The organism is Bacteroides sp. M10, assembly GCF_014334015.1.
In the GTDB taxonomy this organism is placed as follows: Bacteria; Bacteroidota; Bacteroidia; order Bacteroidales; family Bacteroidaceae; genus Bacteroides; species Bacteroides intestinigallinarum.
Genome location: NZ_CP060488.1, coordinates 5,546,786 through 5,572,343 on the forward strand (window position 1 = coordinate 5,546,786; position 25,558 = coordinate 5,572,343).

24 protein-coding genes are annotated in these 25,558 nt (G+C 40.9%); 21 read left to right on the top strand and 3 right to left on the bottom strand.

Annotated elements, in window-relative coordinates; translation table 11 throughout:
* Positions 1 to 63: 63 nt before the first annotated feature.
* Complete coding sequence (locus H8796_RS20490; protein WP_004300101.1) at positions 64 to 204, bottom strand: hypothetical protein; 141 nt, start codon at positions 202 to 204, stop codon at positions 64 to 66.
* A gap of 360 nt (positions 205 to 564) precedes the next feature.
* On the opposite strand from H8796_RS20490, the gene trpB reads away from it, so the two are divergent.
* From trpB to H8796_RS20555, 13 genes are all read left to right on the top strand, one after another.
* Entirely contained in the window at positions 565 to 1,752 is a 1,188-nt protein-coding gene (gene trpB, locus H8796_RS20495) for a tryptophan synthase subunit beta (RefSeq protein ID WP_099146521.1), read from the top strand.
* Between the two features lie 48 nt (positions 1,753 to 1,800).
* The gene (locus tag H8796_RS20500) at positions 1,801 to 3,207 is read left to right on the top strand and encodes an anthranilate synthase component I family protein (protein ID WP_117935759.1); all 1,407 of its coding nucleotides are present in this window, start codon (positions 1,801 to 1,803) and stop codon (positions 3,205 to 3,207) included.
* A 45-nt stretch (positions 3,208 to 3,252) separates the two neighbouring features.
* Positions 3,253 to 3,819, top strand: a complete 567-nt coding sequence (locus tag H8796_RS20505; protein WP_008651733.1) for an aminodeoxychorismate/anthranilate synthase component II — start codon at positions 3,253 to 3,255, stop codon at positions 3,817 to 3,819.
* Between the two features lie 4 nt (positions 3,820 to 3,823).
* The gene (gene trpD / locus H8796_RS20510; RefSeq protein WP_004300106.1) at positions 3,824 to 4,819 is read left to right on the top strand and encodes an anthranilate phosphoribosyltransferase; all 996 of its coding nucleotides are present in this window, start codon (positions 3,824 to 3,826) and stop codon (positions 4,817 to 4,819) included.
* 48 nt (positions 4,820 to 4,867) lie between these two features.
* Complete coding sequence (gene trpC / locus H8796_RS20515) at positions 4,868 to 5,650, top strand: indole-3-glycerol phosphate synthase TrpC (protein ID WP_117935761.1); 783 nt, start codon at positions 4,868 to 4,870, stop codon at positions 5,648 to 5,650.
* Positions 5,651 to 5,676: 26 nt separating this feature from the next.
* Positions 5,677 to 6,300: a phosphoribosylanthranilate isomerase gene (locus H8796_RS20520; protein ID WP_117971680.1), complete on the top strand. Its 624-nt coding sequence runs from the start codon at positions 5,677 to 5,679 to the stop codon at positions 6,298 to 6,300.
* An 18-nt stretch (positions 6,301 to 6,318) separates the two neighbouring features.
* On the top strand, positions 6,319 to 7,089 hold the full coding sequence (gene trpA, locus H8796_RS20525; protein WP_004300109.1) for a tryptophan synthase subunit alpha: 771 nt from the start codon (positions 6,319 to 6,321) through the stop codon (positions 7,087 to 7,089).
* A 755-nt stretch (positions 7,090 to 7,844) separates the two neighbouring features.
* Positions 7,845 to 8,885, top strand: a complete 1,041-nt coding sequence (locus H8796_RS20530) for an asparaginase (protein ID WP_004300111.1) — start codon at positions 7,845 to 7,847, stop codon at positions 8,883 to 8,885.
* Between the two features lie 241 nt (positions 8,886 to 9,126).
* On the top strand, positions 9,127 to 11,511 hold the full coding sequence (locus H8796_RS20535) for an LruC domain-containing protein (protein ID WP_004317858.1): 2,385 nt from the start codon (positions 9,127 to 9,129) through the stop codon (positions 11,509 to 11,511).
* Between the two features lie 234 nt (positions 11,512 to 11,745).
* On the top strand, positions 11,746 to 12,111 hold the full coding sequence (locus H8796_RS20540; protein ID WP_004300114.1) for a PleD family two-component system response regulator: 366 nt from the start codon (positions 11,746 to 11,748) through the stop codon (positions 12,109 to 12,111).
* A 17-nt stretch (positions 12,112 to 12,128) separates the two neighbouring features.
* A complete protein-coding gene (locus H8796_RS20545; protein ID WP_117971678.1) occupies positions 12,129 to 13,286 on the top strand; it encodes a sugar transferase in 1,158 nt (385 codons plus the stop codon).
* A gap of 11 nt (positions 13,287 to 13,297) precedes the next feature.
* On the top strand, positions 13,298 to 14,245 hold the full coding sequence (locus H8796_RS20550) for a glycosyltransferase family 2 protein (protein WP_117971676.1): 948 nt from the start codon (positions 13,298 to 13,300) through the stop codon (positions 14,243 to 14,245).
* Positions 14,197 to 14,844, top strand: coding sequence for a DapH/DapD/GlmU-related protein (locus H8796_RS20555; protein WP_004303727.1), 648 nt, complete (start codon positions 14,197 to 14,199; stop codon positions 14,842 to 14,844). The genes H8796_RS20550 and H8796_RS20555 overlap by 49 nt, the downstream gene beginning before the upstream one ends.
* Before the next feature lie 543 nt (positions 14,845 to 15,387).
* On the opposite strand, the gene H8796_RS20560 is transcribed toward H8796_RS20555, so the two are convergent.
* Together H8796_RS20560 and H8796_RS20565 are read right to left on the bottom strand one after the other, a co-directional pair.
* The gene (locus tag H8796_RS20560) at positions 15,388 to 15,999 is read right to left on the bottom strand and encodes a LuxR C-terminal-related transcriptional regulator (RefSeq protein WP_004300118.1); all 612 of its coding nucleotides are present in this window, start codon (positions 15,997 to 15,999) and stop codon (positions 15,388 to 15,390) included.
* Positions 15,989 to 16,693, bottom strand: coding sequence for a hemerythrin domain-containing protein (locus tag H8796_RS20565; RefSeq protein ID WP_004311871.1), 705 nt, complete (start codon positions 16,691 to 16,693; stop codon positions 15,989 to 15,991). Before H8796_RS20565 ends, H8796_RS20560 begins: the two co-directional genes overlap by 11 nt.
* 208 nt (positions 16,694 to 16,901) lie before the next feature.
* On the opposite strand from H8796_RS20565, the gene H8796_RS20570 reads away from it, so the two are divergent.
* The 8 genes from H8796_RS20570 (at position 16,902) to H8796_RS20605 (ending at position 25,546) form a co-directional block, all read left to right on the top strand.
* Entirely contained in the window at positions 16,902 to 18,077 is a 1,176-nt protein-coding gene (locus H8796_RS20570) for a phosphoribosylaminoimidazolecarboxamide formyltransferase (protein ID WP_117971674.1), read from the top strand.
* A gap of 134 nt (positions 18,078 to 18,211) precedes the next feature.
* The gene (gene fldA / locus H8796_RS20575; protein WP_004311873.1) at positions 18,212 to 18,718 is read left to right on the top strand and encodes a flavodoxin FldA; all 507 of its coding nucleotides are present in this window, start codon (positions 18,212 to 18,214) and stop codon (positions 18,716 to 18,718) included.
* Between the two features lie 33 nt (positions 18,719 to 18,751).
* Complete coding sequence (locus H8796_RS20580) at positions 18,752 to 19,114, top strand: DUF2023 family protein (RefSeq protein ID WP_004300123.1); 363 nt, start codon at positions 18,752 to 18,754, stop codon at positions 19,112 to 19,114.
* A 390-nt stretch (positions 19,115 to 19,504) separates the two neighbouring features.
* Positions 19,505 to 20,845, top strand: coding sequence for a hypothetical protein (locus tag H8796_RS20585; protein WP_117971672.1), 1,341 nt, complete (start codon positions 19,505 to 19,507; stop codon positions 20,843 to 20,845).
* A 26-nt stretch (positions 20,846 to 20,871) separates the two neighbouring features.
* Positions 20,872 to 22,026 (top strand): imelysin family protein, encoded by a 1,155-nt coding sequence (locus tag H8796_RS20590; protein WP_008776579.1) that lies wholly within the window; start codon positions 20,872 to 20,874, stop codon positions 22,024 to 22,026.
* Positions 22,027 to 22,136: 110 nt separating this feature from the next.
* Complete coding sequence (locus H8796_RS20595; protein WP_117971670.1) at positions 22,137 to 23,567, top strand: di-heme oxidoredictase family protein; 1,431 nt, start codon at positions 22,137 to 22,139, stop codon at positions 23,565 to 23,567.
* Positions 23,568 to 23,594: 27 nt separating this feature from the next.
* Positions 23,595 to 24,809, top strand: a complete 1,215-nt coding sequence (locus H8796_RS20600; protein WP_117971668.1) for a porin — start codon at positions 23,595 to 23,597, stop codon at positions 24,807 to 24,809.
* 23 nt (positions 24,810 to 24,832) lie between these two features.
* Complete coding sequence (locus H8796_RS20605) at positions 24,833 to 25,546, top strand: hypothetical protein (protein ID WP_008999702.1); 714 nt, start codon at positions 24,833 to 24,835, stop codon at positions 25,544 to 25,546.
* Positions 25,547 to 25,558: the final 12 nt, after the last annotated feature.

Here is a 25,558-nt window from a genome sequence, read left to right on the forward strand (position 1 = left end):
ATTATTTTGGTTATTAGTCACTATCCTTGCAAAGATACATGATTTATCCGAACCCTGTCAGAATCAAGCGAAGAATTGTTGTGCCACGGAAGGAACCATAGCCGACAACCAAGGTTTCATATCCTCTGCTACCAATAACCAATACAATAATAATATAATGAAAATGGCAATAGCAATACCTACTAAAACTTTTCTCTGTTTCATAATTGTTTTTGTTTAAATATTCAATATTTATAAGAACAGTTCAGGTTGAAAATTGTTCTATATCAGAAAAATGAAGGCAAAAGAGAAAAAAAGTCATTTTTTGTTTGCTGTTTCAAACAAAGTGTCTATATTTGCCCCCATAAAATTACAAAAGACAATGAGAACAATGTTAGTAAATACATATTGGTGGTGGCACCCGTTACAACTCCGACAGTCGTAAGGGAGCAGTGCTCGTATGTATATACCTCATTAAAGATATAACAGATTTGAAAGAGCCCTGTCGCAACTTGCGGCAGGGCTCTTTTTATTTGCCCATTTTCGAACAGATTTAGATAATAACATAAAAAAATAGATAGGATTATGAAAAGTTTTTTAGTTGACCAGGATGGCTATTACGGAGAATTCGGTGGTGCTTATGTACCGGAAATCCTCCACAAATGTGTTGAGGAACTGACGAGCAAGTACCTCGAAGTGATTGAAAGCGAAGAGTTTAAAAAGGAATTTGAGCAATTATTACGCGACTACGTAGGACGCCCTTCCCCACTCTATCTGGCAAAACGCCTTTCCGAAAAGTATGGTTGCAAGTTGTATCTGAAACGGGAAGACCTGAATCATACCGGTGCACACAAAATCAACAACACCATCGGACAAATCTTGCTGGCACGCCGCATGGGAAAGAAGCGCATCATCGCCGAAACCGGAGCCGGACAACATGGAGTAGCAACAGCTACCGTATGTGCATTGATGGATATGGAATGTATCGTTTATATGGGAAAAACGGATGTAGAACGCCAACACATCAATGTGGAGAAAATGAAAATGCTGGGAGCTACCGTTATTCCCGTTACTTCCGGAAACATGACCTTGAAAGACGCAACCAACGAAGCGATCCGCGACTGGTGTTGCCATCCTGCCGACACTTATTATATTATCGGCTCTACCGTAGGCCCTCATCCTTATCCTGATATGGTGGCACGCCTGCAATCTGTTATCAGCGAAGAAATAAAAAAACAACTGCAAGAAAAAGAAGGACGTGACTATCCGGATTATCTGATAGCCTGCGTCGGAGGGGGAAGCAATGCTGCCGGAACGATTTATCATTATATCAATGATGAACGGGTAGGCATCATCCTGGCAGAAGCCGGAGGTAAAGGAATAGAAACCGGAATGACCGCCGCTACCATCCAACTCGGTAAAATGGGAATTATCCACGGAGCACGTACCTATGTCATCCAAAACGAAGACGGACAGATTGAAGAGCCTTACTCGATTTCCGCCGGACTGGATTATCCGGGCATTGGTCCGATACACGCCAATCTTGCCGCACAAAGACGTGCCAACGTTTTGGCGATCAATGACGACGAAGCAATAGAAGCCGCTTACGAACTAACTAAACTCGAAGGTATCATCCCTGCACTGGAATCCGCCCATGCATTAGGAGCTTTGAAAAAATTGAAGTTCAAACCGGAAGATATCGTTGTATTGACTGTTTCAGGACGAGGAGACAAAGATATTGAAACCTATTTATCGTTTAATGAACAGCAATAAGTAATTAGTAAACCATCATTCGTAATCAATAATCAAGCAATTATAGAAATGAAAACATTTAATTATACAACTCATAGCAAACAAGTGCTCGGAGATATGCATACTCCTGTCAGCATTTACCTGAAAGTGCGCGACATGTATCCGCAATCTGCATTAATGGAAAGTTCCGACTATCATGCCGGAGAAAATTCCTTGTCATTTATAGCCCTCTGTCCCCTGGCAAGTATCGGTATAAACGGCGGCATTGTCACTGCCAACTATCCCGATAACAGCCGCACGGAAGAACCCCTGACAAAAACCTTCCATGTAGAAAAGGCCATGAACCGGTTTATCAATCAATTCCAGGTGACCGGGGATAATAAGAATGTATGTGGACTTTACGGATACACGACGTTTAACGCTGTGAAATACTTCGAGCACATCCCGGTGAAAGAAAGTCACGATGAGCAAAATGACGCTCCGGATTTGCTATACATATTATATAAGTATGTCATTGTTTTCAATCATTTCAAAAATGAATTGACACTCGTTGAAATGTTGTCCGAAGGAGAAGAAAGCGGCTTGCCGGAACTGGAAGCTGCTATCGAAAACCGGAATTATGCTTCTTACAACTTCTCTGTAACAGGTCCCGTTACCAGCCCTATCACCGACGAAGAGCATAAAGCCAATGTCCGCAAAGGAATCGCACACTGTATGCGTGGAGATGTTTTCCAAATCGTACTTTCCAGAAGATTTATCCAACCTTATGCCGGAGATGATTTCAAAGTGTACCGCGCACTCCGCAGTATCAATCCTTCTCCTTATCTTTTCTACTTCGATTTCGGAGGCTACCGCATCTTCGGTTCTTCACCGGAAACGCATTGCAAAATCGAAGATGGTCGCGCTTACATCGATCCGATTGCCGGAACTACCCGCCGTACCGGAGATGTAGTAAAAGACCGGGAACTGACAGCAGCTTTACTGGCTGACCCAAAAGAAAATGCAGAGCATGTCATGCTGGTTGATCTTGCCAGAAACGACCTTTCCCGTAATTGTCATGATGTACGCGTACTATTCTATAAGGAACCACAATATTATAGCCATGTCATTCACCTGGTAAGCCGTGTCAGCGGTATGTTGAATGAGGGTGCAGACAAAATAAAAACGTTTATTGATACGTTTCCTGCCGGCACATTAAGCGGCGCCCCCAAAATACGCGCTATGCAGTTAATCAGCGAAATCGAACCACATAATCGTGGAGCCTATGGTGGCTGTATCGGTTTTATCGGATTGAACGGCGAATTAAATCAGGCTATCACTATCCGTACTTTTGTAAGCCGAAACAATGAACTCTGGTTCCAAGCCGGAGGAGGTATTGTAGCCCGCAGTCAGGATGAATATGAACTGCAAGAGGTGAACAACAAACTGGGAGCACTGAAAAAGGCGATTGATTTAGCTGTCAAATTAAAAAATTGAAAGCAGAGATAGTATTTGAACAACCATTTTACAATGACAATAAAAATGAAAATATTACTTTTAGATAACTACGACTCTTTCACTTATAACCTACTGCACGCAGTGAAAGAATTAGGGGCTACAGATGTAGAAGTAGTCCGCAACGACCAGATAGAGCTTGATGAAGTAGACCGATTTGATAAAATCATCCTGTCTCCCGGACCGGGCATACCCGAAGAGGCCGGACTACTATTACCTATTATTAAAAGATATGCTCCAACCAAAAGTATTCTGGGTGTCTGCCTCGGTCATCAAGCCATCGGCGAAGCTTTCGGAGCACGCTTGGAAAATCTCAAAGAAGTATATCATGGGGTACAGACTCCGATTACCATCCTTCACCAGGATTTGCTTTTTGAAGGGTTGGGAAAAGAAATCCCTGTTGGAAGATACCATTCCTGGGTAGTCAGCCGGGAAGGTTTTCCCGATTGTCTGGAAATAACGGCAGAAAGTCAGGAAGGACAAATCATGGCAATCCGCCATAAGACTTACAATGTACATGGTATTCAGTTCCATCCCGAATCAGTATTAACTCCGCAAGGAAAAGAAATTATTAAAAACTTCTTAAACGATTAAACTTATGAAACAGATTCTATACAAACTTTTCGAACATCAATATCTGGGACGCGATGAGGCTCGCACCATTTTACAGAACATCGCACAAGGAAAATATAATGATGTACAGGTAGCCTCTTTAATTACCGTCTTTCTGATGCGTAATATCTCTGTGGAAGAATTATGCGGTTTCCGCGATGCATTGCTTGAAATGCGTATTCCGGTTGATTTAAGTGAATTTGCTCCGATAGATATCGTAGGAACCGGAGGTGATGGAAAAAATACATTTAATATTTCTACAGCTTCTTGTTTTACTGTTGCCGGAGCCGGTTTCCCGGTTGTGAAACATGGTAATTACGGAGCAACATCAGTCAGCGGTGCCAGTAATGTGATGGAGCAACACGGTGTAAAGTTCACCAGTGACGTCGATCAACTGCGTCGTAGCATGGAAAAATGTAATCTTGCCTATCTGCATGCTCCTTTATTCAATCCGGCATTAAAGGCAGTTGCTCCGGTTCGTAAAGGATTGGCAGTGCGCACTTTCTTTAATATGCTCGGTCCGTTGGTCAATCCGGTATTACCGGCCTATCAGCTTTTAGGAGTTTACAACCTCCCGTTACTTCGCCTCTATACCTATACATATCAGGAAAGCAAGACGAAATTTGCCGTTGTTCATAGTCTCGACGGATATGACGAAATCTCTCTGACAAATGAGTTTAAAGTGGCGACCAGCGATCATGAAAAGATTTACGCTCCCGAGAGTCTCGGATTCTCCCGCTATAAGGAAACTGATCTGGATGGTGGACAAACACCGGAAGATGCAGCTAAAATTTTCGACCAGATCATGAATAACACAGCTACGGAAGCTCAAAAAAATGTAGTGGTAGTCAATTCAGCTTTCGCCATCCATGTGATTTGTCCGGAGAAGACTATTGAAGAATGTATTGCTCTCGCCAAAGAGTCATTGGAAAGTGGACGCGCATTAGCTACCCTAAAAAAATTCATTGAATTGAACAGTTAATGTTTTATTTTTGCAAATCCATCATTTACAATTAATAATCCCACATCAATGAAAGATATATTATCAGAGATTATAGCAAATAAACGATTTGAAGTTGACCTGCAAAAGCAGGCTATCTCCATCGAGCAATTACAGGAAGGTATCAGCGAAGTTCCGACCTCTCGTTCTATGAAGCAGGCATTAGCCTCGTCTGCATCGGGTATTATCGCTGAATTCAAGCGTCGGTCTCCATCCAAAGGATGGATAAAGGAAGAAGCATGTCCGGAAGAGATTGTTCCCTCCTATGTAGCAGCAGGAGCCTCTGCCCTTTCCATCCTTACCGACGAGAAGTTTTTCGGAGGAAGTCTGAAGGATATCCGCACTGCACGCCCTTTGGTAGAGATCCCCATTCTTAGGAAGGACTTCATCATTGACGAATACCAGCTTTATCAAGCCAAAATTGTCGGTGCCGATGCCGTACTTCTTATCGCAGCCGCATTAGAACCGGAGAAATGTAATGAACTTGCAGAAAAAGCTCATGAACTAGGTCTGGAAGTTCTCCTGGAGATTCATAGCTCCGAGGAATTAATATACATCGACAAGAAAATAGATATGGTAGGAATCAACAACCGTAATCTGGGTACTTTCTTCACTGATGTAGAAAACTCTTTCCGCTTGGCCGGACAGCTTCCCCAAGATGCTGTATTGGTATCCGAGAGCGGTATCTCCGATCCGGAAATAGTAAAACGACTTCGGGCAGCCGGATTCCGTGGATTCCTGATCGGTGAAACATTTATGAAAACACCGCAACCGGGAGAAACTTTACAGAATTTCCTGCAAGCAATCCAATAAACTAATTATTCAAAACGGACAGCCCTATGATTAACGGAAAAATTATCAAAGTATGCGGTATGCGTGAAGCTGAAAACATACAGGACGTAGAGTCTATCGAAGGCATAGATATGCTGGGATTCATCTTCTATCCTAAATCTCCCCGATATGTCTACGAGCTTCCGGCTTACTTGCCCATTCATGCCCGGCGTGTCGGAGTTTTCGTCAACGAAGATAAGCAGACGATCAGTATGTATGCTGATCGTTTCGGACTGAATTATGTGCAGCTCCACGGAAATGAATCGCCGGAATACTGCCGGTCCTTACATTCCACTGGATTGAAAATCATCAAGGTCTTTTCAGTAGACCGCCCCAAAGATTTGAAAAAGGTATATGACTACGAAAAAGTCTGTGATCTTTTTCTGTTCGATACCAAATGCGAACAGTATGGAGGTTCGGGAAACCAATTCGACTGGAGCATCCTGGATATGTACAATGGACATATACCCTTCCTATTGAGCGGAGGCATTAACTCATACAGTGCCAATGCCCTGAAAGAGTTTAAACATCCCCGGCTTGCCGGATACGATCTCAACAGCCGTTTTGAATTGAAACCGGGAGAAAAGGATCCGGAGCGTATCCGGACATTTTTAAACGAATTAAAATCATAATCTAAAAATTCCAACGTCATGAATAGAATTAATCAACTTTTCAATAGCAACAAGAAAGACATACTTTCTATTTATTTTTGTGCCGGTACTCCTACTTTGGATGGTACCGCTGATGTAATCCGCACGCTCGAAAAGCACGGAGTGAGTATGATTGAAGTCGGCATTCCTTTCAGTGATCCGATGGCAGATGGCATTGTTATTCAGAATGCCGCTACGCAGGCATTGCGCAATGGTATGTCTCTAAAACTTCTTTTTGAACAATTACGGGATATTCGCAAGGACGTAAAAATCCCACTTGTGCTTATGGGATATTTAAACCCAATCATGCAATTCGGATTTGAGAATTTCTGCCGTAAATGTGTGGAATGTGGTATCGACGGCGTCATTATCCCTGATCTCCCTTTCCGTGATTACCAAGAACATTATCGTATCATTGCCGAACGCTATAACATCAGAGTGATTATGCTCATCACACCGGAAACCAGCGAAGAACGGGTACGCGAGATAGATACACATACCGACGGATTTATTTATATGGTTTCATCAGCAGCAACCACCGGAGCGCAACAAGATTTCAACGAACAAAAACGGGCTTACTTCAAAAAGATTGAAGATATGCATCTGAACAATCCGTTGATGGTGGGATTTGGTATCTCCAATAAAGCAACATTCCAAGCAGCTTGCGAACACGCTTCCGGAGCTATCATCGGCAGTAAGTTCGTCACTCTGCTCGAAGAAGAAAAAGACCCGGAAAAGGCGATTACCAGACTGAAAGAAGCCCTGAAGTAAGAGCCTCGGATGAAAATTTCCGCAGGCCGCAGGGCTATTTCCGCAAACCGTGGGGCTATTTCTGCAAGCCGTGGGGAGGCCGTACTTCACCCGTGGGACGAGCAGAGACAAGCCGTGAGCTGAACAAAAACAAGACGTGGACTGAACAGGATCGAGGCGTGGGCTGACAATCTCGTTGCCCCTGTCATTCACCGAATCCGAAGTCCGAACAACAACAGCAGCAGTCTTCCTTTCCTCGCCAATATTGCTGCTGTTGTTTACAACAGTAGTAATATTTCTCTTCTCTTCTACTCTACTCTCTTGGGTTTCATTCGGTTTTTGCCCTTTATCCATCGGCGTTTCAGAGTTTTTTTTCCACTGCACTTTTTTCCACTGGTTTTTGCATACTATTAACCACTGATTTGCTGTAGTCATTCTTTGCACACAGATACAGCAACAACACATAAATCCCTACAAGTTGCACTCCCCCTATCTGATATATCATGACGCTCAAATTGTCGCCTGCCCAAAAACAGATTTCTAACGGAAAATACCGGTCATTTTTCATTTTCTCTTTCGTTTTTTATTTAAAGCCGGACACTTCGTCCAACCTGCCCCAAAGATGGGGACATTTTTTCATACTACATATCGCAAAAATGCAACATAGATATTTTTTATAGTCTTGTCCTTCCAACTTTATATAATTCGTCGTTTAGCACTCATTATTCGCATTTAATCCGTATCTTTGCCAATGTTTTAACAGTAATTCAACAATTATGAGAGCAGAAACTCCTTCCGTTTTGTTAATTTACACGGGTGGGACTATCGGAATGATAGAGAATCCGGAAACAGGTGCCTTAGAAAATTTCAACTTCGATCATTTGCTTAAGCACGTCCCCGAACTGAAAAGATTCAACTACCGCATTTCCTCCTACCAATTCGATCCCCCTCTCGACTCTTCGGACATGGAACCTGCTTACTGGGCAAAACTGGTAAAGATCATCAATTACAATTATGATTATTTCGATGGTTTCGTCATCCTTCACGGAACAGACACAATGGCTTACACTGCCTCTGCACTAAGTTTCATGCTCGAAAATCTAAGCAAACCTGTCATCCTCACAGGTTCCCAGCTCCCGATCGGGACTTTGCGCACAGACGGAAAGGAAAACCTCATCACAGCCATCGAAATTGCAGCAGCTAAAAATCCGGATGGTACAGCCATTGTTCCGGAGGTTTGTATTTTCTTTGAGAATCATTTGATGCGTGGCAACCGTACCACCAAAATCAATGCGGAGAATTTCAATGCTTTCCGCTCTTTCAATTATCCGCCATTGGCACGGGTAGGTATCCACATTAAATATGAGCCTAATCTCATTCGAAAACCAGACCCGACAAAACCGTTAAAGCCGCATTACCTGTTTGACACCAATGTAGTTATTCTAACGCTTTTTCCGGGCATTCAAGAGAGTATCGTGACTTCTCTGCTTCATGTTCCGGGATTGAAAGCGGTTGTCATGAAAACCTTCGGTTCGGGAAATGCTCCGCAAAAAGAATGGTTCATCCGCCAACTAAAGGAAGCTACCGATCGTGGAATTATCATTGTCAACATTACACAATGTGCCTCCGGAGCAGTAGAAATGGGACGTTACGAAACAGGAATGCATCTTCTGGAAGCAGGTGTAATCAGTGGATATGACAGTACCCCCGAATGTGCCATAACAAAGCTCATGTTTTTATTGGGACATGGATTACCCAACAAGGATATCCGATATAAAATGAACTCCTGCTTAATAGGAGAAATCACCAAGTCTTAAGTTAAATCCATCTATTGTAACCCCCTGATTTTCATTTTAAACAGTTGTATAAAAGTGAAAATCAGGGGATTTCTCTTCATCATCATCAAGACCGAATCAAACCTAAAAGAGCCAAAGAAGAACCAAAACGGAAGTATAGTTGTTTTCACTCCATAAAATAACAGAAAAAACATTTCCAATAAAAGATATGCAGTTATTTTTGTGATGGATTTGGTTACAAACAATCAAGCAATAATACATTATGATGAAGAAAACAATTCAATTTGTACCCATCATTGCAATAGCGATGGCAGGTACTATGTCTAGTTGTGTTGACTCTGGAAAGGATCTCTATGATCCGTCTTACGAAACACCTAACCCGATGGGAGATGGCTTTGCTGCTCCCGATGATATCGATTGGAACATGATAACCACTAAAAATGTCTCGGTCGAAGTGAAAGATGAAGAAGGAGGACTATTTGCTTATTTAGTTGAAATATATGCAGAAGATCCTTTGACTAATGAAAGCGCTTCCGTGCTCGCTGCAAGGACAGCTAATAAAGAAAACAACTTTAAATTTACAACCGCTGTCAGTCTGCTGCCAACTCAAAAGGGTATTTATGTGAAGCAAACCGACCCTAGAGGACGTGAACAGGTATATCAGTTCGATGTGCCGGAAAACAGTGATAATATTACCTGTAAACTCTATTATGCAGGATCTACTGCACAAAATAGAGCGTTGATGAGTCGTGCCGCTGCTACAAGAGGCCTTTCATTTGAAAAGCCGGATTACTATTCCATACCTGCTAATGCAAAAGAAGTGACTGAAATGTCAGGAACCACTTTGCTGCGTGATGCTTCTTACAAAATCACCTCTGACTATGCCGGCACATTCAAGTTTGACGGTTATGACGGTGAAATTGCAACCAAAGTTTATGTAGATGCTAAATGGACGATTCCCGCAACATTCCAATTCCAAAACGGTATTGAAATCATTGTGATGAATAATGCTAAAATTGAAGCATCAGGAACCATGACGTTCATTAGAAACTCCATGTTGACCATTATGGAAAAGGGAGAAGTGAATGCAGAGGATATATCATTCACCAATGGAGCGCCTGCTGCATTAAGAAACTGGGGTGCACTGACTGTAGCGAACACAATGACACTACATTCCGGTGCAACACTCTACAACAAAGGAACCATAACCAGCAAGAATATCTCAATCAATTCCAATACGAAAATTGTAAATGACAATAAAATCAGTTTGGAAGGAGAATTAAATCTGCCGTCTAATTTCTCTTTGGAAAATAACGGAGAGATTTATGGAGAGAAATTAATTGCAAATTCCGACGCTGTTGCTACCAACAACAACATCATGAAGTTTACAACCATCAGTCTCACCAATACGACTGTCAACAACGCTTGTAGCATGGAAGCAACGACTTCTTTCTATGCCAACGGAGCGACGTTTAACTTTACTCAAGGATATTTGAAAGCTCCTAAAATGGAGTTTGTTAATGGAACAGTAAATTTAAGTGATGGTTCTATGCTGGATGCTACGACAAGTATCAGCATACCTCCCGGTTATGCCAAGTTTTATGGAAAAGGCGAAAATACTTCTATGATAAAATCACCGGTTATCACCGGACAAGGTTTCACATATGATGGAAATTTGGTTATTGAATGTGATAGCCACGTTGAAAAGAACCAATGGTGGGAAAACTTCCATGTACTGAATGGCCCATACTTCACCAAAATGGGAGACTCTAAAGTCATCATCGATGTTTGTACAGGAATTAAAAATGGTGGAAATGAAGGAGGAGATCCTGAAGATCCTAAGTTCCCGATCATCATGGATGATAATCGCAATTATGCTTATCTGTTTGAAGACCAATGGCCTTTATATGGGGATTACGATATGAACGACCTTGTTCTGATTATCAAGGAAAGAAAGATCTCCATCAATAAGAGCAATAAGGCAGAAGAGTTCACGTTAAGTCTTGATTTATCGGCTGCCGGAGCTACCAAGAGTATTGGAGCTGCTATCATGCTGGACGGTGTTCCTGCCAGTGCCATTACGCAGCCGGTGGAATTCAGTGACAACTCTCTTTTTAAAGGTTTCAATGTGAATAGTAATCTGATTGAGAACGGACAGGACTATGCGGTTATTCCATTATTTGACGATGCTCACAAAGCATTGGGAAGAGACCGTTACGAACAGATCAATACGATTGCAGGTCACTCTGCCAATACGAGTCCTAAAAATATCAGTTTCACTATAAAGTTCAGCAATCCTATCTCTGTGGATGAGCTTAATATCAATAAACTGAATGTTTTCATTTTCGTAGAAGGAAACAGAAACCAGCGTAAGGAGATTCATATTGTCGGTTATCAACCAACTAAGTTGGCAAATACCGACTTGTTCGGAGGCAACAACGACGATAGTTCTACTTCCCGCAAGAGATATTACATCAGCAAAGATAACCTGGCATGGGGAATCATGGTTCCGACAGACTTCAAATGGCCTTTGGAATATGTGAATATCAAATCAGCTTACTCGTTATTCGAAAGTTGGGTGACCAGTGGCGGTACTAAGAATGAAGAATGGTGGAAAACTTTTGATTCATCAAGAGTATATAAATAAGCCTAACAATTAATCTTTAACACGGATTCCAGTTTTTATGGAATCCGTGTTTTTTCATTAAGATGCTGTAAGTTGCAATTAATAGAAAAAAAAGATATATCACGAATTTTACTCTCCTGATTGGGGATTATTCTAAAATAATATCTATATTTGCAGTGTATCACAAATATTATGTGACAACAATCTTAATCTATAAATCAAATAACAAAGCAAGCGATAGAAAGGTCTATTCGTATGAAGAAAAAAATATTACTAGTCGACGATAAATCGACAATCGGAAAAGTGGCCGGTGTGTATCTAGGAAAAGAGTATGATTTTACCTATTTGGAAGATCCCATCAAAGCAATAGAATGGCTTAATGAAGGCAATGTACCTGACCTCATTATTTCAGACATTCGTATGCCTCTCATGATGGGGGATGAATTCTTAAGATACATGAAGAACAATGAATTATTCAAGTCAATTCCTATCGTTATGTTATCCAGTGAGGAAAGTACAACGGAAAGAATCAGACTATTGGAAGAAGGAGCAGAAGACTATATCCTGAAACCATTCAACCCTTTGGAACTCAAAATCCGAATCAAAAAGATTATTGACTAATACCGGGTCTTCTACACATGCAATATTTTGTTTATATAGGCAGAGATAGCAAAACAATAGAACTACTCTCCCGACTAAGTATTGGGGTATTCTATGCTGCACCCAATTGTAGCAAAGCTGTCAAAGTATTGGAGAAAATACGCGAAAAATATGACGCAGCTCTATTTTTCGAACAAGTGAACATATCCAAAGATATTGCAGATATCCAATACATGCGTAAAAAGTATCCGGGGCTTTATATGGTACTCGTTATCGACTCCTTATCTAAGGAAGAAGCATCCGAATACCTTAAAGCCGGTATCAACAATACGATAAAATATGAAACAAGCCAGGAGGCTTTAAAAGATTTATCAACTTTCCTTAAACGAAGAAAAGATCAGAAAATAAAGGCACTTCAACTTAAAGCACAAAATATAAATGCTTTTCGCCTGCCTTTATGGAAAAGAACTTTTGATATTTTCTTTTCAGGAATGGCGATATTATGTCTTTCTCCTCTCTTAATATTTACCGCACTAGCTATCCGGATAGAAAGCAAGGGACCCATTATCTACAAATCCAAGCGCGTAGGAAGTAATTATCAGATATTCGACTTTCTTAAATTCCGTTCGATGTATACTGATGCAGACAAGCATTTAAAGGATTTCAATGCCCTTAACCAATATCAGCAGGAAGATGAGGATATTTGGGGAGAAGAACCGGAAGCGGAAGTGAATGAAGAAATCGATGAAGAAGAAATCCTCTTGATATCTGACGATTTCGTAATCTCCGAAGAAGACTACATAAACAAGAAGTCCAAGGAAAAAAGCAATGCTTTCGTTAAGCTGGAAAATGACCCTCGAATAACTAAGATTGGACGTATTATACGTAAATATAGTATTGACGAGTTACCCCAGTTTATTAATATTTTAAAAGGGGATATGTCAATAGTAGGCAACCGCCCTCTCCCACTCTATGAAGCCGAGTTGCTGACAAGCGATGAACACATCGACCGTTTCATGGGTCCGGCCGGATTGACCGGTTTATGGCAGGTAGAGAAAAGAGGCGAAGCCGGTAAACTTTCTGCTGAAGAACGCAAGCAATTGGATATCACCTATGCAAAGACATTCTCTTTCTGGTTGGATATAAAGATTATTCTGAAAACAGTTACTGCATTCATTCAAAAAGAGAACGTATAATCTCCTTCCAGATGATAGACTCTTATATCTACATAATAGATGATCTGGTATTCTTCTGTACAGGGCTTTTGCTCCTATACCTCTTTGTGATGGCCATAGCCTCACATTTCAAACATATCACCTACCCGAAGGCTCAAAAGGAATATGGTTGCGCCATTCTCGTTCCGGAGGGAAGTATTCTTCCGGATGTGTATAAAGAAGAAGCGTACGAGTTTATCACATACAGCGATCTATATCAGGCAATCAACAGTTTAGATCAGGAACGATATGATCTGGTTCTCTTCCTGTCCAATACAGCATGCGCTTTATCTCCGCAATTCCTGAATAAGATATATAATGCCTATGATGCCGGTGTACAAGCCATCCAACTACATACGATAGTAGAAAACCGCAAAGGCATCCGTAATCGCTTCCGGGCTATACGTGAGGAAATAAAAAACAGCCTCTGTAGAGCCGGCAATACACAATTCGGACTGTCATCCAATTTATTGGGGACTAATATGGCAATCGACCTAAAATGGCTGCAAAAGAACATGAAAAGTTCTAAGACTAATATCGAACGAAAATTATTCCGACAGAATATATACATTGACTACTTGCCGGATGTGATTGTTTATTGCCAGTCCGTACCCGCCTGTCCTTACCGTAAACGTATCCGGAAAACAACTTCCTACTTACTCCCTTCCATATTTGAAGGAAACTGGAGTTTCTGCAACCGGATCGTACAACAATTAACGCCTTCTCCACTTAAATTATGTATCTTCGTAAGTATTTGGACTTCGTTGATTACCGTATATAATTGGACCTTATCATTCGGATGGTGGATTGCACTTTTCGGTCTATTAATCACTTATAGCCTGGCAATTCCTGATTATCTGGTAGAGGACAAAAAGAAGAAAAAACATTCAATATGGAGAAGAAAACACTTAAACAGCGAATTAAAGAAAACCCCGGCTTAAAACAGGCTGTACATCGTTTTATCATGCACCCCGTTAAAACTCGCCCTAATTGGTGGATACGGCTCTTCGATTTCATATACCTGAAACGCGGAAAGGGTTCTGTCATCTATCGGAGTGTACGCAAAGACCTCCCTCCTTTCAACCGATTCTCTTTGGGTAAATATTCTGTTGTCGAAGACTTCTCTTGTCTGAATAATGCAGTTGGCGACTTGACAATCGGAGATTATACACGCATCGGATTGAGAAACACAATCATAGGTCCGGTTAATATTGGCAATCATGTCAACCTGGCACAGAATGTAACGGTCACAGGACTCAACCATAATTATCAGGATGCAGAAAAGATGATTGACGAACAAGGTGTCAGCACACTGCCTGTTGTCATCGAAGATGATGTATGGGTAGGCGCCAATTCGGTCATTCTACCGGGAGTAACTTTAGGGAAACATTGCGTAGTGGCCGCCGGAAGTGTAGTCAGTCATTCCGTCCCACCCTATTCAATATGTGCCGGATGCCCTGCAAGAATCATAAAAACATACGATTTCGAGACTAAAGAGTGGAAAAAAGTAGAGAAAACACCTGCTACTAACCATAAATAGTGAGAATAGCTACAGAATATACCTCATAAAGGTGATTGTGACACATTCTGAAACGCATTATCTTTGCAGTATCAGAATTGAATTAATTAGTCATAATTTTATTACGTAGCCACATTTAAGTAAAAAATGAAATAGAGTCCCGCCGAAGCGATTTCGTCGGGATTTTGTTTTTTATTACCTTAATCCAATCCACAGACTTAAATCCCATATAAATAAAAAACGAGCTAATTCTTTTTATAGAACCACTCGCCACTGCATCAGAAAAGCCTAAAGGCTTTTCCATAGTACCTCAAATTTCCTGAAAACTAATCTTCTTTTTACCTAAAAACGTCTTACCTATTGTTATCCTTTTACCTTCTACTAAAAACTTATCCTATTGAACTAAACTAAAAAACTTTTAATACCTTAAACTGTCTAATCTAATACCTTATTTAATATTTTCTTTTACCTTATAAACTAACAGCAATTTCTCAACTGCTTTGCAAAGGTACGAATATTTTTCGTGTACGCAAACGGTTTTATATTTTATAACACTTCCGCAGGCTATAAATCTTTCACATCGCTCAATGCAACCAGCTTATTTACAATAGCATAGATAGTCAAACCGGCAGCACTATGTATTTGCAATTTTTTGCTAATATTTCTTCGGTGTGTAATCACTGTATGAATCGACAAAAAAAGCTTTTCCGCTATTTCCTTATTTGTCATTCCCTTCACCACACAGATGACGATTTCCTTTTCCCGCTGGCTAAGCGTATCCTGATTATCCATCTCTTCTTCTTCGGAAACCACATTCAATAAACCTGCAATTTTCTTAGAAAGAGTTTCCAAATCATCGAATATCGAAATAGACTCGTCATACTTACCCAATAATGAAGCATCTACAAAAGAAGTAACCAACGCTATTAAACGTATTCTTTTACCGGATATTTCTTCTCGAAACTTAGCTACATCAAAGTAATCACCAAAAGTAGGATTGACAATCAACATCTCGGGACATTGCGTTCGGACGCAATCGTGCAAAGCTTCAACAGACAGTAATTCTATTGGTTGTACTTTTACGTTAGAAAGACGCTTCAATGCAGCAGTCAACCCACCACGAATAATTACAGAGGTCTCTGCAATAGCTATTCGAACTACTTCGTTATTTTTCATTTTCCCTAATCCTCCTTTCCAAATTCAGAATAGCAGGAACAAAAATATAGTCCTCAACCTTGCAATGAGATTCCAGTCCGGCTTCGCAAGCATATATGTCGAAAAGAGCCGCGTTCAAAAGATTTTCATTTGTTTTGGCAGGGCAATATTTAATAATGATATTTTTCAGTTCTGTCAATTTCTCCCCTACCTGATCGTGATGCTTGGAAAATGTACTGATCTGATAGTTTTTGGGAGCAACTCCTTTAATCAATGAATCGACATACTTAAATACGGTTTTCTCTTCATAATCCATGTGCTTACGCACCTCTCGTGTATATTCATCGAAAAACTTAAGGATGAGAAAAGCAACATCGTCTTGCGAACAGTCGATTGCCTCGATCAATTTACGACGAATAGCGGGAAGAGAAAAATCCAGAAAATAAATATGTGCCTGCCGCAGATAATCAATCAATGCAGGTATGGAAATATCATCTTTATCTCCATCGAGCCGGGAAAAGCCTTCAGCCATAAAGTTGACTACAATCAGAAAGGTCCGGCAGTCTACTCCATTCAGTTCACACACCTCCTTGACTGTCTTGTCACCGAACCCCAACGAAAGCCCAAAACGACTCATCACTTGCAACAAAGAATAATTATCGCTGATGAGATCGATCATCTTATCAGTTGGCTTATATTTTTGTAAATTATCCATCATACCTATTTATATTAGAGACTGCAAAGGAACGGAATATTTTGCTGAAATACAATCATCATTTATAGGTATTTTAATTCACCGGAAATAGCCAAATACTAATTATATGCTACTATTTTGTAGCGTAACTTTAGGCAAGCTAGTCTTTTTTTAGTAATTTTGTCGCTATCAATTTGTAATTAGTAACTCGTAATTTGTAATTAATAAAATGGCAAACGAACTCGAACTGAAATACGGCTGCAACCCTAATCAAAAGCCTGCCCGTATCTTCATGAAAGAAGGCGAACTCCCCATCGAAGTATTGAATGGACGTCCCGGTTATATCAATCTATTGGATGCATTCAACAGTTGGCAACTAGTGAAAGAACTGAAAGAAGCTACCGGACTGCCGGCTGCCGCTTCTTTTAAACATGTCAGCCCTGCAGGTGCTGCTGTTGCGGTAGAAATGAGCGACACGCTGAAGAAGATTTATTTTGTCGATGACATGAAACTATCTCCATTGGCTACAGCATACGCCCGTGCACGTGGAGCAGACCGTATGTCGTCTTACGGAGACTTTATCGCATTGTCCGACACTTGTGACGAAGAAACAGCACGCATCATCAACCGTGAAGTATCCGACGGCGTCATTGCTCCTGACTATACTCCCGAAGCACTGGAGATTCTAAAGAATAAAAGAAAAGGAACCTATAATGTAATAAAGATAGATCCTGCATACCGCCCGGCTCCTATCGAACATAAAGATGTATTCGGAGTAACTTTCGAACAAGGAAGAAACGAATTGAAGATCGATGAAAGTCTTTTGAAAGAGATGCCTACGCAGAACAAGGAAATCCCGGCTGATGCAAAACGCGACTTAATCATTGCCTTAATCACTTTAAAATATACACAATCCAATTCTGTATGTTATGCCAAAGACGGACAGGCAATCGGTATTGGCGCAGGCCAACAGTCACGTATTCACTGTACGCGCCTGGCAGGAAATAAAGCAGATATCTGGTATTTACGCCAACACCTGAAAGTGATGAACTTGCCATGGATTGAAAAAATCCGTCGTGCAGACCGTGACAATACGATTGACGTTTACATTTCGGAAGATTATGACGACGTACTGGCAGACGGTATCTGGCAACAGTTCTTCACTGAAAAGCCTGAAATACTGACACGCGAAGAAAAACGGGCATGGTTGGATACGATGACAGGCGTAGCTTTAGGATCAGATGCATTCTTCCCATTCGGAGATAATATAGAACGCGCACACAAGAGTGGCGTCAGCTATATTGCACAACCGGGCGGATCAGTACGTGACGATCATGTGATTGGAACTTGCGACAAATACAATATGGCAATGGCATTTACAGGCATCCGCTTGTTCCACCATTAAAAAGATCGACCATTTTTATTCCATATATCCCCATTTATAATGAGAAGGAGACAAATCTTCCATTATAAATGGGGATTTCCTATTTCTTTAAGACCCTCTATCTTTGCAGCGTTACATTTAAAAACGAATCAAAGATGAATAAAATTGGTGTATTTTATGGTTCCACAACCGGAACAACAGAAGACCTTGCCCGTCGAATTGCAGAGAAATTAGATGTACCATCGGCAGATGTATTTGATGTATCCAAGCTAACAGAGGCATTAGTCAATGAATATGACGTATTGGTGCTCGGCTCTTCCACATGGGGAGCAGGCGAACTTCAAGACGACTGGTACGATGGAGTAAAAGTTTTAAAGAAGTGTGATTTATCCCACAAATCTGTAGCCTTGTTCGGTTGCGGCGACTCTGACTCGTATAGCGACACATTCTGTGACGCAATAGGTATTCTTTATGAAGATCTGAAAGATACCCACTGCAAATTCTGTGGAGCAACAGATACTGCAGGCTATACCTTCGATTCTTCCATTGCCGTCGTAGACGGTAAGTTTGTAGGTCTTCCACTTGACGAAGTCAACGAAGATAGCAAAACAGACGAACGTATCAGCGCATGGGCCGAACAAGTGAAACAAGAAATTAGCTAATTTTACCTTAACATAAAAAGAATACTTTGCATCATGGCAACTGAAAGAATCATCCCCGGCGAAATCCGAATTTTTCTTAATCATATTTATGAGTTTAAGAAAGGCGTACGCAACATGGTACTTTACACAATGAGTAAAGAGCACGAAGAATTTGCCATCCGCCGATTGAAAAATCAAAAGATCAGTTATATGATACAGGAAGTAGGTACCAATAAAATCAACCTGTTTTTTGGAAAGGCAGAATGTATGGAAGCCATGCGGCACATCATCATCCGTCCTTTAAACCAACTGACTGCTGAAGAAGATTTTATTTTAGGAGCCATGCTGGGATATGACCTTTGCCAGCAATGCAAACGATATTGCAGTAAAAAAGAAGGTATAAAGATGGCAGTTTAAGCGATAACCTTAGCATAAGTTTAGCTTTGTTTGTATGTAGTTTGTCTGAGTTGAATCGTTTCTGAAAAGGTAGTTTCCTGATGGTAGATATACTCAAGGAAACTGGTTGTAGAAGAAACGATTCGCTCAATTACAAACAAAATCGGTGACACTATGAAATAATAAAGACAACTCTACACACTAACAACAGACAAAGGTGTATATCAGTAAAAATTATCATACTGAAATACACCTTTGTCTGTTTTATTTTATCTACTACTATATTTTTTTTACTCTTTAGATTAAAATTACCTACATATACTGAATTTAAGAAACAACTATGCCTAATATTAGGTATTGCCACATTTTTTAACCTCATCTAACTTTGCAGCCGATAAAATTATTAAAAAGATGAGAAAAATAACAGCAATCGTTATTCTTAGTCTCCTACCTTCTCTTACAATTCCAGCACAGGAGACAAAAGAAATTTCCAAAAGTAGTAATTCTTCTTCTACAGAAGAATATACAAAATTCCGTTTTGGAGGATACGGTGAAATGGTCGCTAATTTTAAAGATTATGGCATCAACCGTTTCTATGGAGGAAACGATGGTAATCCAAAGAAAAACAGGAATACCATTTCAATTCCCCGTTTCGTTTTAGCTTTTGATTATAAGTTCAATTCCAAATGGATACTCGGTGCAGAGATTGAGTTCGAATCTGGTGGAACAGGTACAGCTTTCGAATTAGAAAACACCGAAAACGGTGAATACGAAACAGAAGTTGAAAAAGGAGGTGAAGTAGCTATCGAACAATTTCACATCACACGTTTAATTCACCGCTCCCTCAATGTACGTGCCGGACATATTATTGTTCCGGTAGGATTGACTAACGCACACCATGAACCGATCAATTTCTTCGGAACTTCACGCCCGGAAGGTGAAACAAGCCTTTTGCCTTCTACCTGGCATGAAAATGGTCTGGAAATCTTTGGTTCTTTCGGAAAAGGGTATGCAAGCTTCGATTATCAAGCTATGGTGGTAGCAGGCCTGAACCCTAATGGATTCGATCGTAACACATGGGTAGGTAGTGGCAAACAGGGAATCTTTGAGGAAGACAACTTCACTTCTCCCGCGTATGTATTTCGTTTAGATTATAAAGGAGTTCCCGGTTTACGTGTAGGTGCATCATTTTATTATTGTGCAGATGCAGGAGCCAACTCTGATAAAGAACAGACTTATGCAAACTATGGAAAAATTCCGATAAGAATCTTCACCGCAGATGCACAGTATCGCAATAAATATGTAACGACACGCGGTAATATCTTATATGGAAATTTAGGAAATTCATTAGGAGTGAGTCAGGCAAATGTCAAATTATCCAATAAATCGCCTTACAGCCGTCTGGCTCCGGTAGCGAAGAATGCCGTAAGTTATGCAGCAGAAGCCGGTATTAATATCCGCTCGGTCTTCGGAGGCAATAAAAAGATTCCGGTAATCTATCCATTTGCCCGCTATGAATACTACAACCCACAAGAGAAAGGGGAAAAAGGGCAAACGATGGAAAAACGTTGCCAAGTAAGTATGTGGACAGCGGGATTAAATTGGTACGCTTTGCCAAACTTAGTGATAAAAGCAGACTATGCAACCCGCCAGATTGGTACAAATAAAGTTTTTGGCGTATCAAAGTCATACAACAGTGAAAACGAATTTTCTATTGGAATTGCCTATATAGGATGGTTTATTAAGAAATAACAAATAATCAATTATTTAATTTTTATATGATGAAAACAAAATTCTTTTATGTCGCAGCCCTAATATTGGGATTAGCATTCACAACAACTTCTTGCAGCAGTGATGATGACAACCCAACAGTAGATCCTGCCAATATTGATTACACTCCTGAAAACGCATCAAGCTGGCATAACTACATGAGAAATGTAGCAGCACTTCTAAAAACAGATGCAACCAATCTCTACAACGCATGGAATTCAAGCTATAAAGGAGGTGAAAGCTATGCTTCCCTGTTCAAGGCTCATAGTGGCTCTCCTTACGCAAGCGCCTTGAGCTGTGTGGAAGAAATCGTGGATAAATGCGCGGAAATTGCCAATGAAGTCGGTACTGCCAAAATTGGTGACCCATACAACTTGTATAAAGCCGGAAATACTGAAGAAGCATTATATGCTGTGGAATCCTGGTACAGCTGGCATTCTCGTGATGACTATACCAATAACATTTATTCCATCCGGAATGCATATTACGGTTCTTTAGACGGTAATATAAATGCTAATTCTTTATCTACTGTTATCGCCGGTGCTAATTCATCATTAGATACCAAGATAAAGAATGCTATCCAAAAAGCGGCAAAAGCCATTCAGGATATTCCGCAACCTTTCCGTAATCATATTCCCAGTAACGAAACGGTAGCAGCTATGGATGCTTGTGCAGAGCTGGAAAGTATACTGAAGAATGACTTAAAATCCTATATTGCAAATAATAGCAACAATATCAATACGGACGCAGTACTTAATCCTGTAGTAACACAATATGTAGATGCAGTAGTAGTGCCTACCTACAAAAGTTTGAAAGAAAAAAATGACGCTCTCTACAATGCAGTAATAGCCCTTGCAGACAATCCGTCAAATAGTGCTTTTGAAACAGCTTGTGATGCTTGGATCACTGCCCGTGAACCATGGGAAAAGAGCGAAGCTTTCTTATTCGGTCCGGTAGACGAAATGGGACTTGATCCTAACATGGACAGCTGGCCTTTGGATCAGAATGCTATTGTACAAATACTGAATTCTCAAAGTTGGAGTGATCTCGAATGGAGTGAAGGTGATGATGAAGCTGCTGTCGAATCGGCACAAAATGTACGCGGTTTCCACACATTGGAATTCCTTCTCTACAAAAACGGTGAACCACGTAAAGTACAATAAAGCTTTATCTTAGCTAAGATATTATTGAGAAGTAAAGGTTGGAATTCAATGATCCACCTTTACTTCTTTGGTATGTTTAAAACATATTATTGAAACAAAGTCAATAAACAATGAATCACTTTCTAAAATATTCATTCTCTTTCTTTTGCCTGTTGGCATGCTCTGCCTGTAATGATGACGGAATTGACATATTGGATATCGAGATTCCGGAGGGCTATGCTCTATCAGCCGGAACATCAACTATTTTCTTGAATTCGTCTGTTGCTTATGACACGCCTGCAGATTGGATAACAGGAGCATACGATGTACGTTTCACCCGAGGTGACAGACTATATGACGATGTACGTACAAGTAACAACGGTCATGGCGGCGGACTTGGTCCCGTTTATGCCGGTTATTCGTGCGGCAGTTGCCACCGGAATGCGGGACGTACCAAACCCTCTTTATGGACAGAGGGTGGATCGGGCAGCTATGGATTCTCTTCCATGCTAGTCTACATATCCCGTAAAAACGGAGCTTTCTTTCAAGATTATGGACGTGTGCTTCATGACCAGGCAATCTATGGAGTGCAACCGGAAGGCAAACTGTCTGTGGAATACACTTACGAGACATTTTCTTTCCCTGATGGAGAAGCCTACACACTTTGCAAACCCAATTATACTATATCTGAATGGTATGCCGAAGAAATCAAACCGGAAGATTTGTTTTGTACCGTACGTATTCCATTACGCCATGTAGGCATGGGGCAAATGATGGCACTAGATCCTGTTGAAATTGAAGCACTTGCAGCAAAAAGTAATTATCCCGAATATGGAATCAGCGGACGATGTAATTACATCACCGAACGCGGAGTGAGAAGTCTGGGATTGTCCGGCAACAAAGCTCAACATGCCGATTTAACTGTAGAATTGGGATTCTCCAGTGATATGGGCGTTACCAACAGCCGCTATCCGGAAGAAATCTGTGAAGGACAAATACAAGTAAACCAAGGTAGCATGATGGGGCTTTCTTACGACCAACTGGATGTCAGCACAGAAGAGATGGAAAACGTAGATCTCTATATGCAAAGTCTTGGTGTTCCCGCCCGGCGTAATGTAAACGATCCGCAAGTAATCAAAGGGGAACAGAACTTCTATAAAGCCAAATGCCATCTCTGTCATGTGACCACTTTACACACTAAGACACGTGGTAGTGTTTTATTAAATAATACTCAACTCCCGTGGTTAGGCGGTCAAACGATTCACCCTTATTCTGATTATCTATTACATGATATGGGTTCTGAAATTATGGGAGTCGGACTGAACGACAACTATGTAAGCGGGCTGGCACGTGGAAACGAATGGCGTACTACCCCTCTTTGGGGAATCGGCTTACAAGAAAAGGTCAACGGACATACTTATTTCTTGCATGACGGACGTGCCCGCAATCTGACAGAAGCCATCATGTGGCATGGCGGAGAAGGAGAAGCATCAAAGAACTTATTTAAGAATATGAGTAAGGAAGACCGGGATGCGCTGATTGCATTTTTAAATTCACTTTAAACTAAAAGTAGTATATATAAAGTAATTATGAAGAGATTTATAATCATTGCCATGCTGACTGCCATAATGCCTTTGGCCGCTATGGCACAACATGAAGAAGATACAGAAAATGGTGTAGTATCATTAGCTGGAAGAGAAGGATTCACTATCGAAACCAAGAAAGGAGATTTTGTATTCAAACCCTATTTGCTCGTACAGACCAGTGCAAACTTCAATTGGTACGACGATGAAGGACTGGATAAAGCATACAATCAAGATAACATAGCCAACTCCGGATTTTCAGTTCCTTACGCCGTACTCGGATTCACCGGAAAGGCTTTCGATAAAGTATCTTTCAACCTTTCCATAAATGCGGCAGCCAGTGGAGGCGCATTACTTCAACAAGCCTGGTTTGATGTTCAACTGAAAAAGCAGTTTGCCATCCGGGTCGGTAAATTCAAAACTCCGTTTTCACATGCCTACCTGACAACACTGGGAGAAACATTGTTACCTAGTTTGCCAGTATCACTGACTGCTCCCGTTATCCTCCCCTATTCTTTGAATGCGGTAACCCCCAATATTGGCACCGGATTCGATTTAGGTGTAGAGATTCACGGTTTGGTAGCTGATAAATTCGGGTATGAAATCGGTTTATTCAACGGTACGGGTGCAGCGGTAAATACAGCAACAAAAACATTTAGTGATGACTGGCACATTCCGTCTTTACTGTACGCCGGACGTTTCACCTATATGCCTAAAGGAGTGATGCCCGCTACACAGGGAAATCCGAACAGGCTGAATGAAGACAAAATCATGTTTGGTATTTCTACCTCTATCAATGTAGAAAGTGAAAATGAAAGTACCAATGATTATCGTGCCGGATTGGAGTTTGCAATGCTAAAGAACAAACTTTACCTGGGTGCTGAAGTCTATTATATGAATGTTGGCTTCACAAAAAGACAAAAGATTTCCGAGTCATATAATTACCTGGGCGGCTATGTACAAGGTGGTTACTTCGTTGCCCCCCGTCTGCAAGCAGCTGCACGCTATGATTTCTTCAACCGTAACGGAATGGACACCAATGGTTTTCTAAATATGCCAGCCGTGGGTATGAACTATTTTTTCAGGAACTGTAATCTGAAGTTACAAGCGATGTACCAGTATATTGCCCGTAAAGGTCATGATACCCAACTTGATCGGGATAACGACGATTTAGGTTTGGCAGTACATTCGGCCAGTATTCTACTTCAGTATACATTCTAAATAGCACAAGAAAGGATTTGTTTATGAAAAAATACATTCTTTTCGGGGGGTATCTACTGTTATTGGCATACATCACATCATGCGATGACGGACGTATTTACGAAAAGACAGAGACCCTATCAGAAGAAGGACGCACGCTGAAGATGAGCGGTAAGATCAATGGTATCAGTAAATGGCCCGATGGTTATAGTGTTGTAGTGGCAGGCTTCAGTGATGAGAGCGAGTATGCCGTTGTCACCAAAACAATTCCGGCGGTCGAAGATGATGAGATCCAGGTTACGATGACAGGAGTCAGTGATAAAGTAACCACTATTGAATTGTGCGTTATTAATAAATTGAGAAAACGAGTTATCAGTTTTCAGTCAATGGACGACCTTACAGCAGTTGACGACACCATCCTTATGGATGTGGGAACTGTAAATGTAGGTATGTACCATGGTATTCAAGAAAAAGTATTTAATACGACATGCGCACACTGTCATGGTGGAGGTAGTTCGGCAGCAGCCAACCTGTATCTGACAGAAGGCAAAAGTTACGAGGCACTGGTCAACCGCCCGTCGAAGAAAGTAGATGGCATGTTACTCGTCAAGCCGGGCAGTGCGCAAGAAAGCGTATTGCACACATTATTGAATACCACTATTAGTTCAACCTGGGGATACGATCACTCAAAAGAAATAGTATCATCTCCGATTTTGACCCTTATTGACGACTGGATCAATAACGGTGCGCAAGAATAAATAGTTATTTAC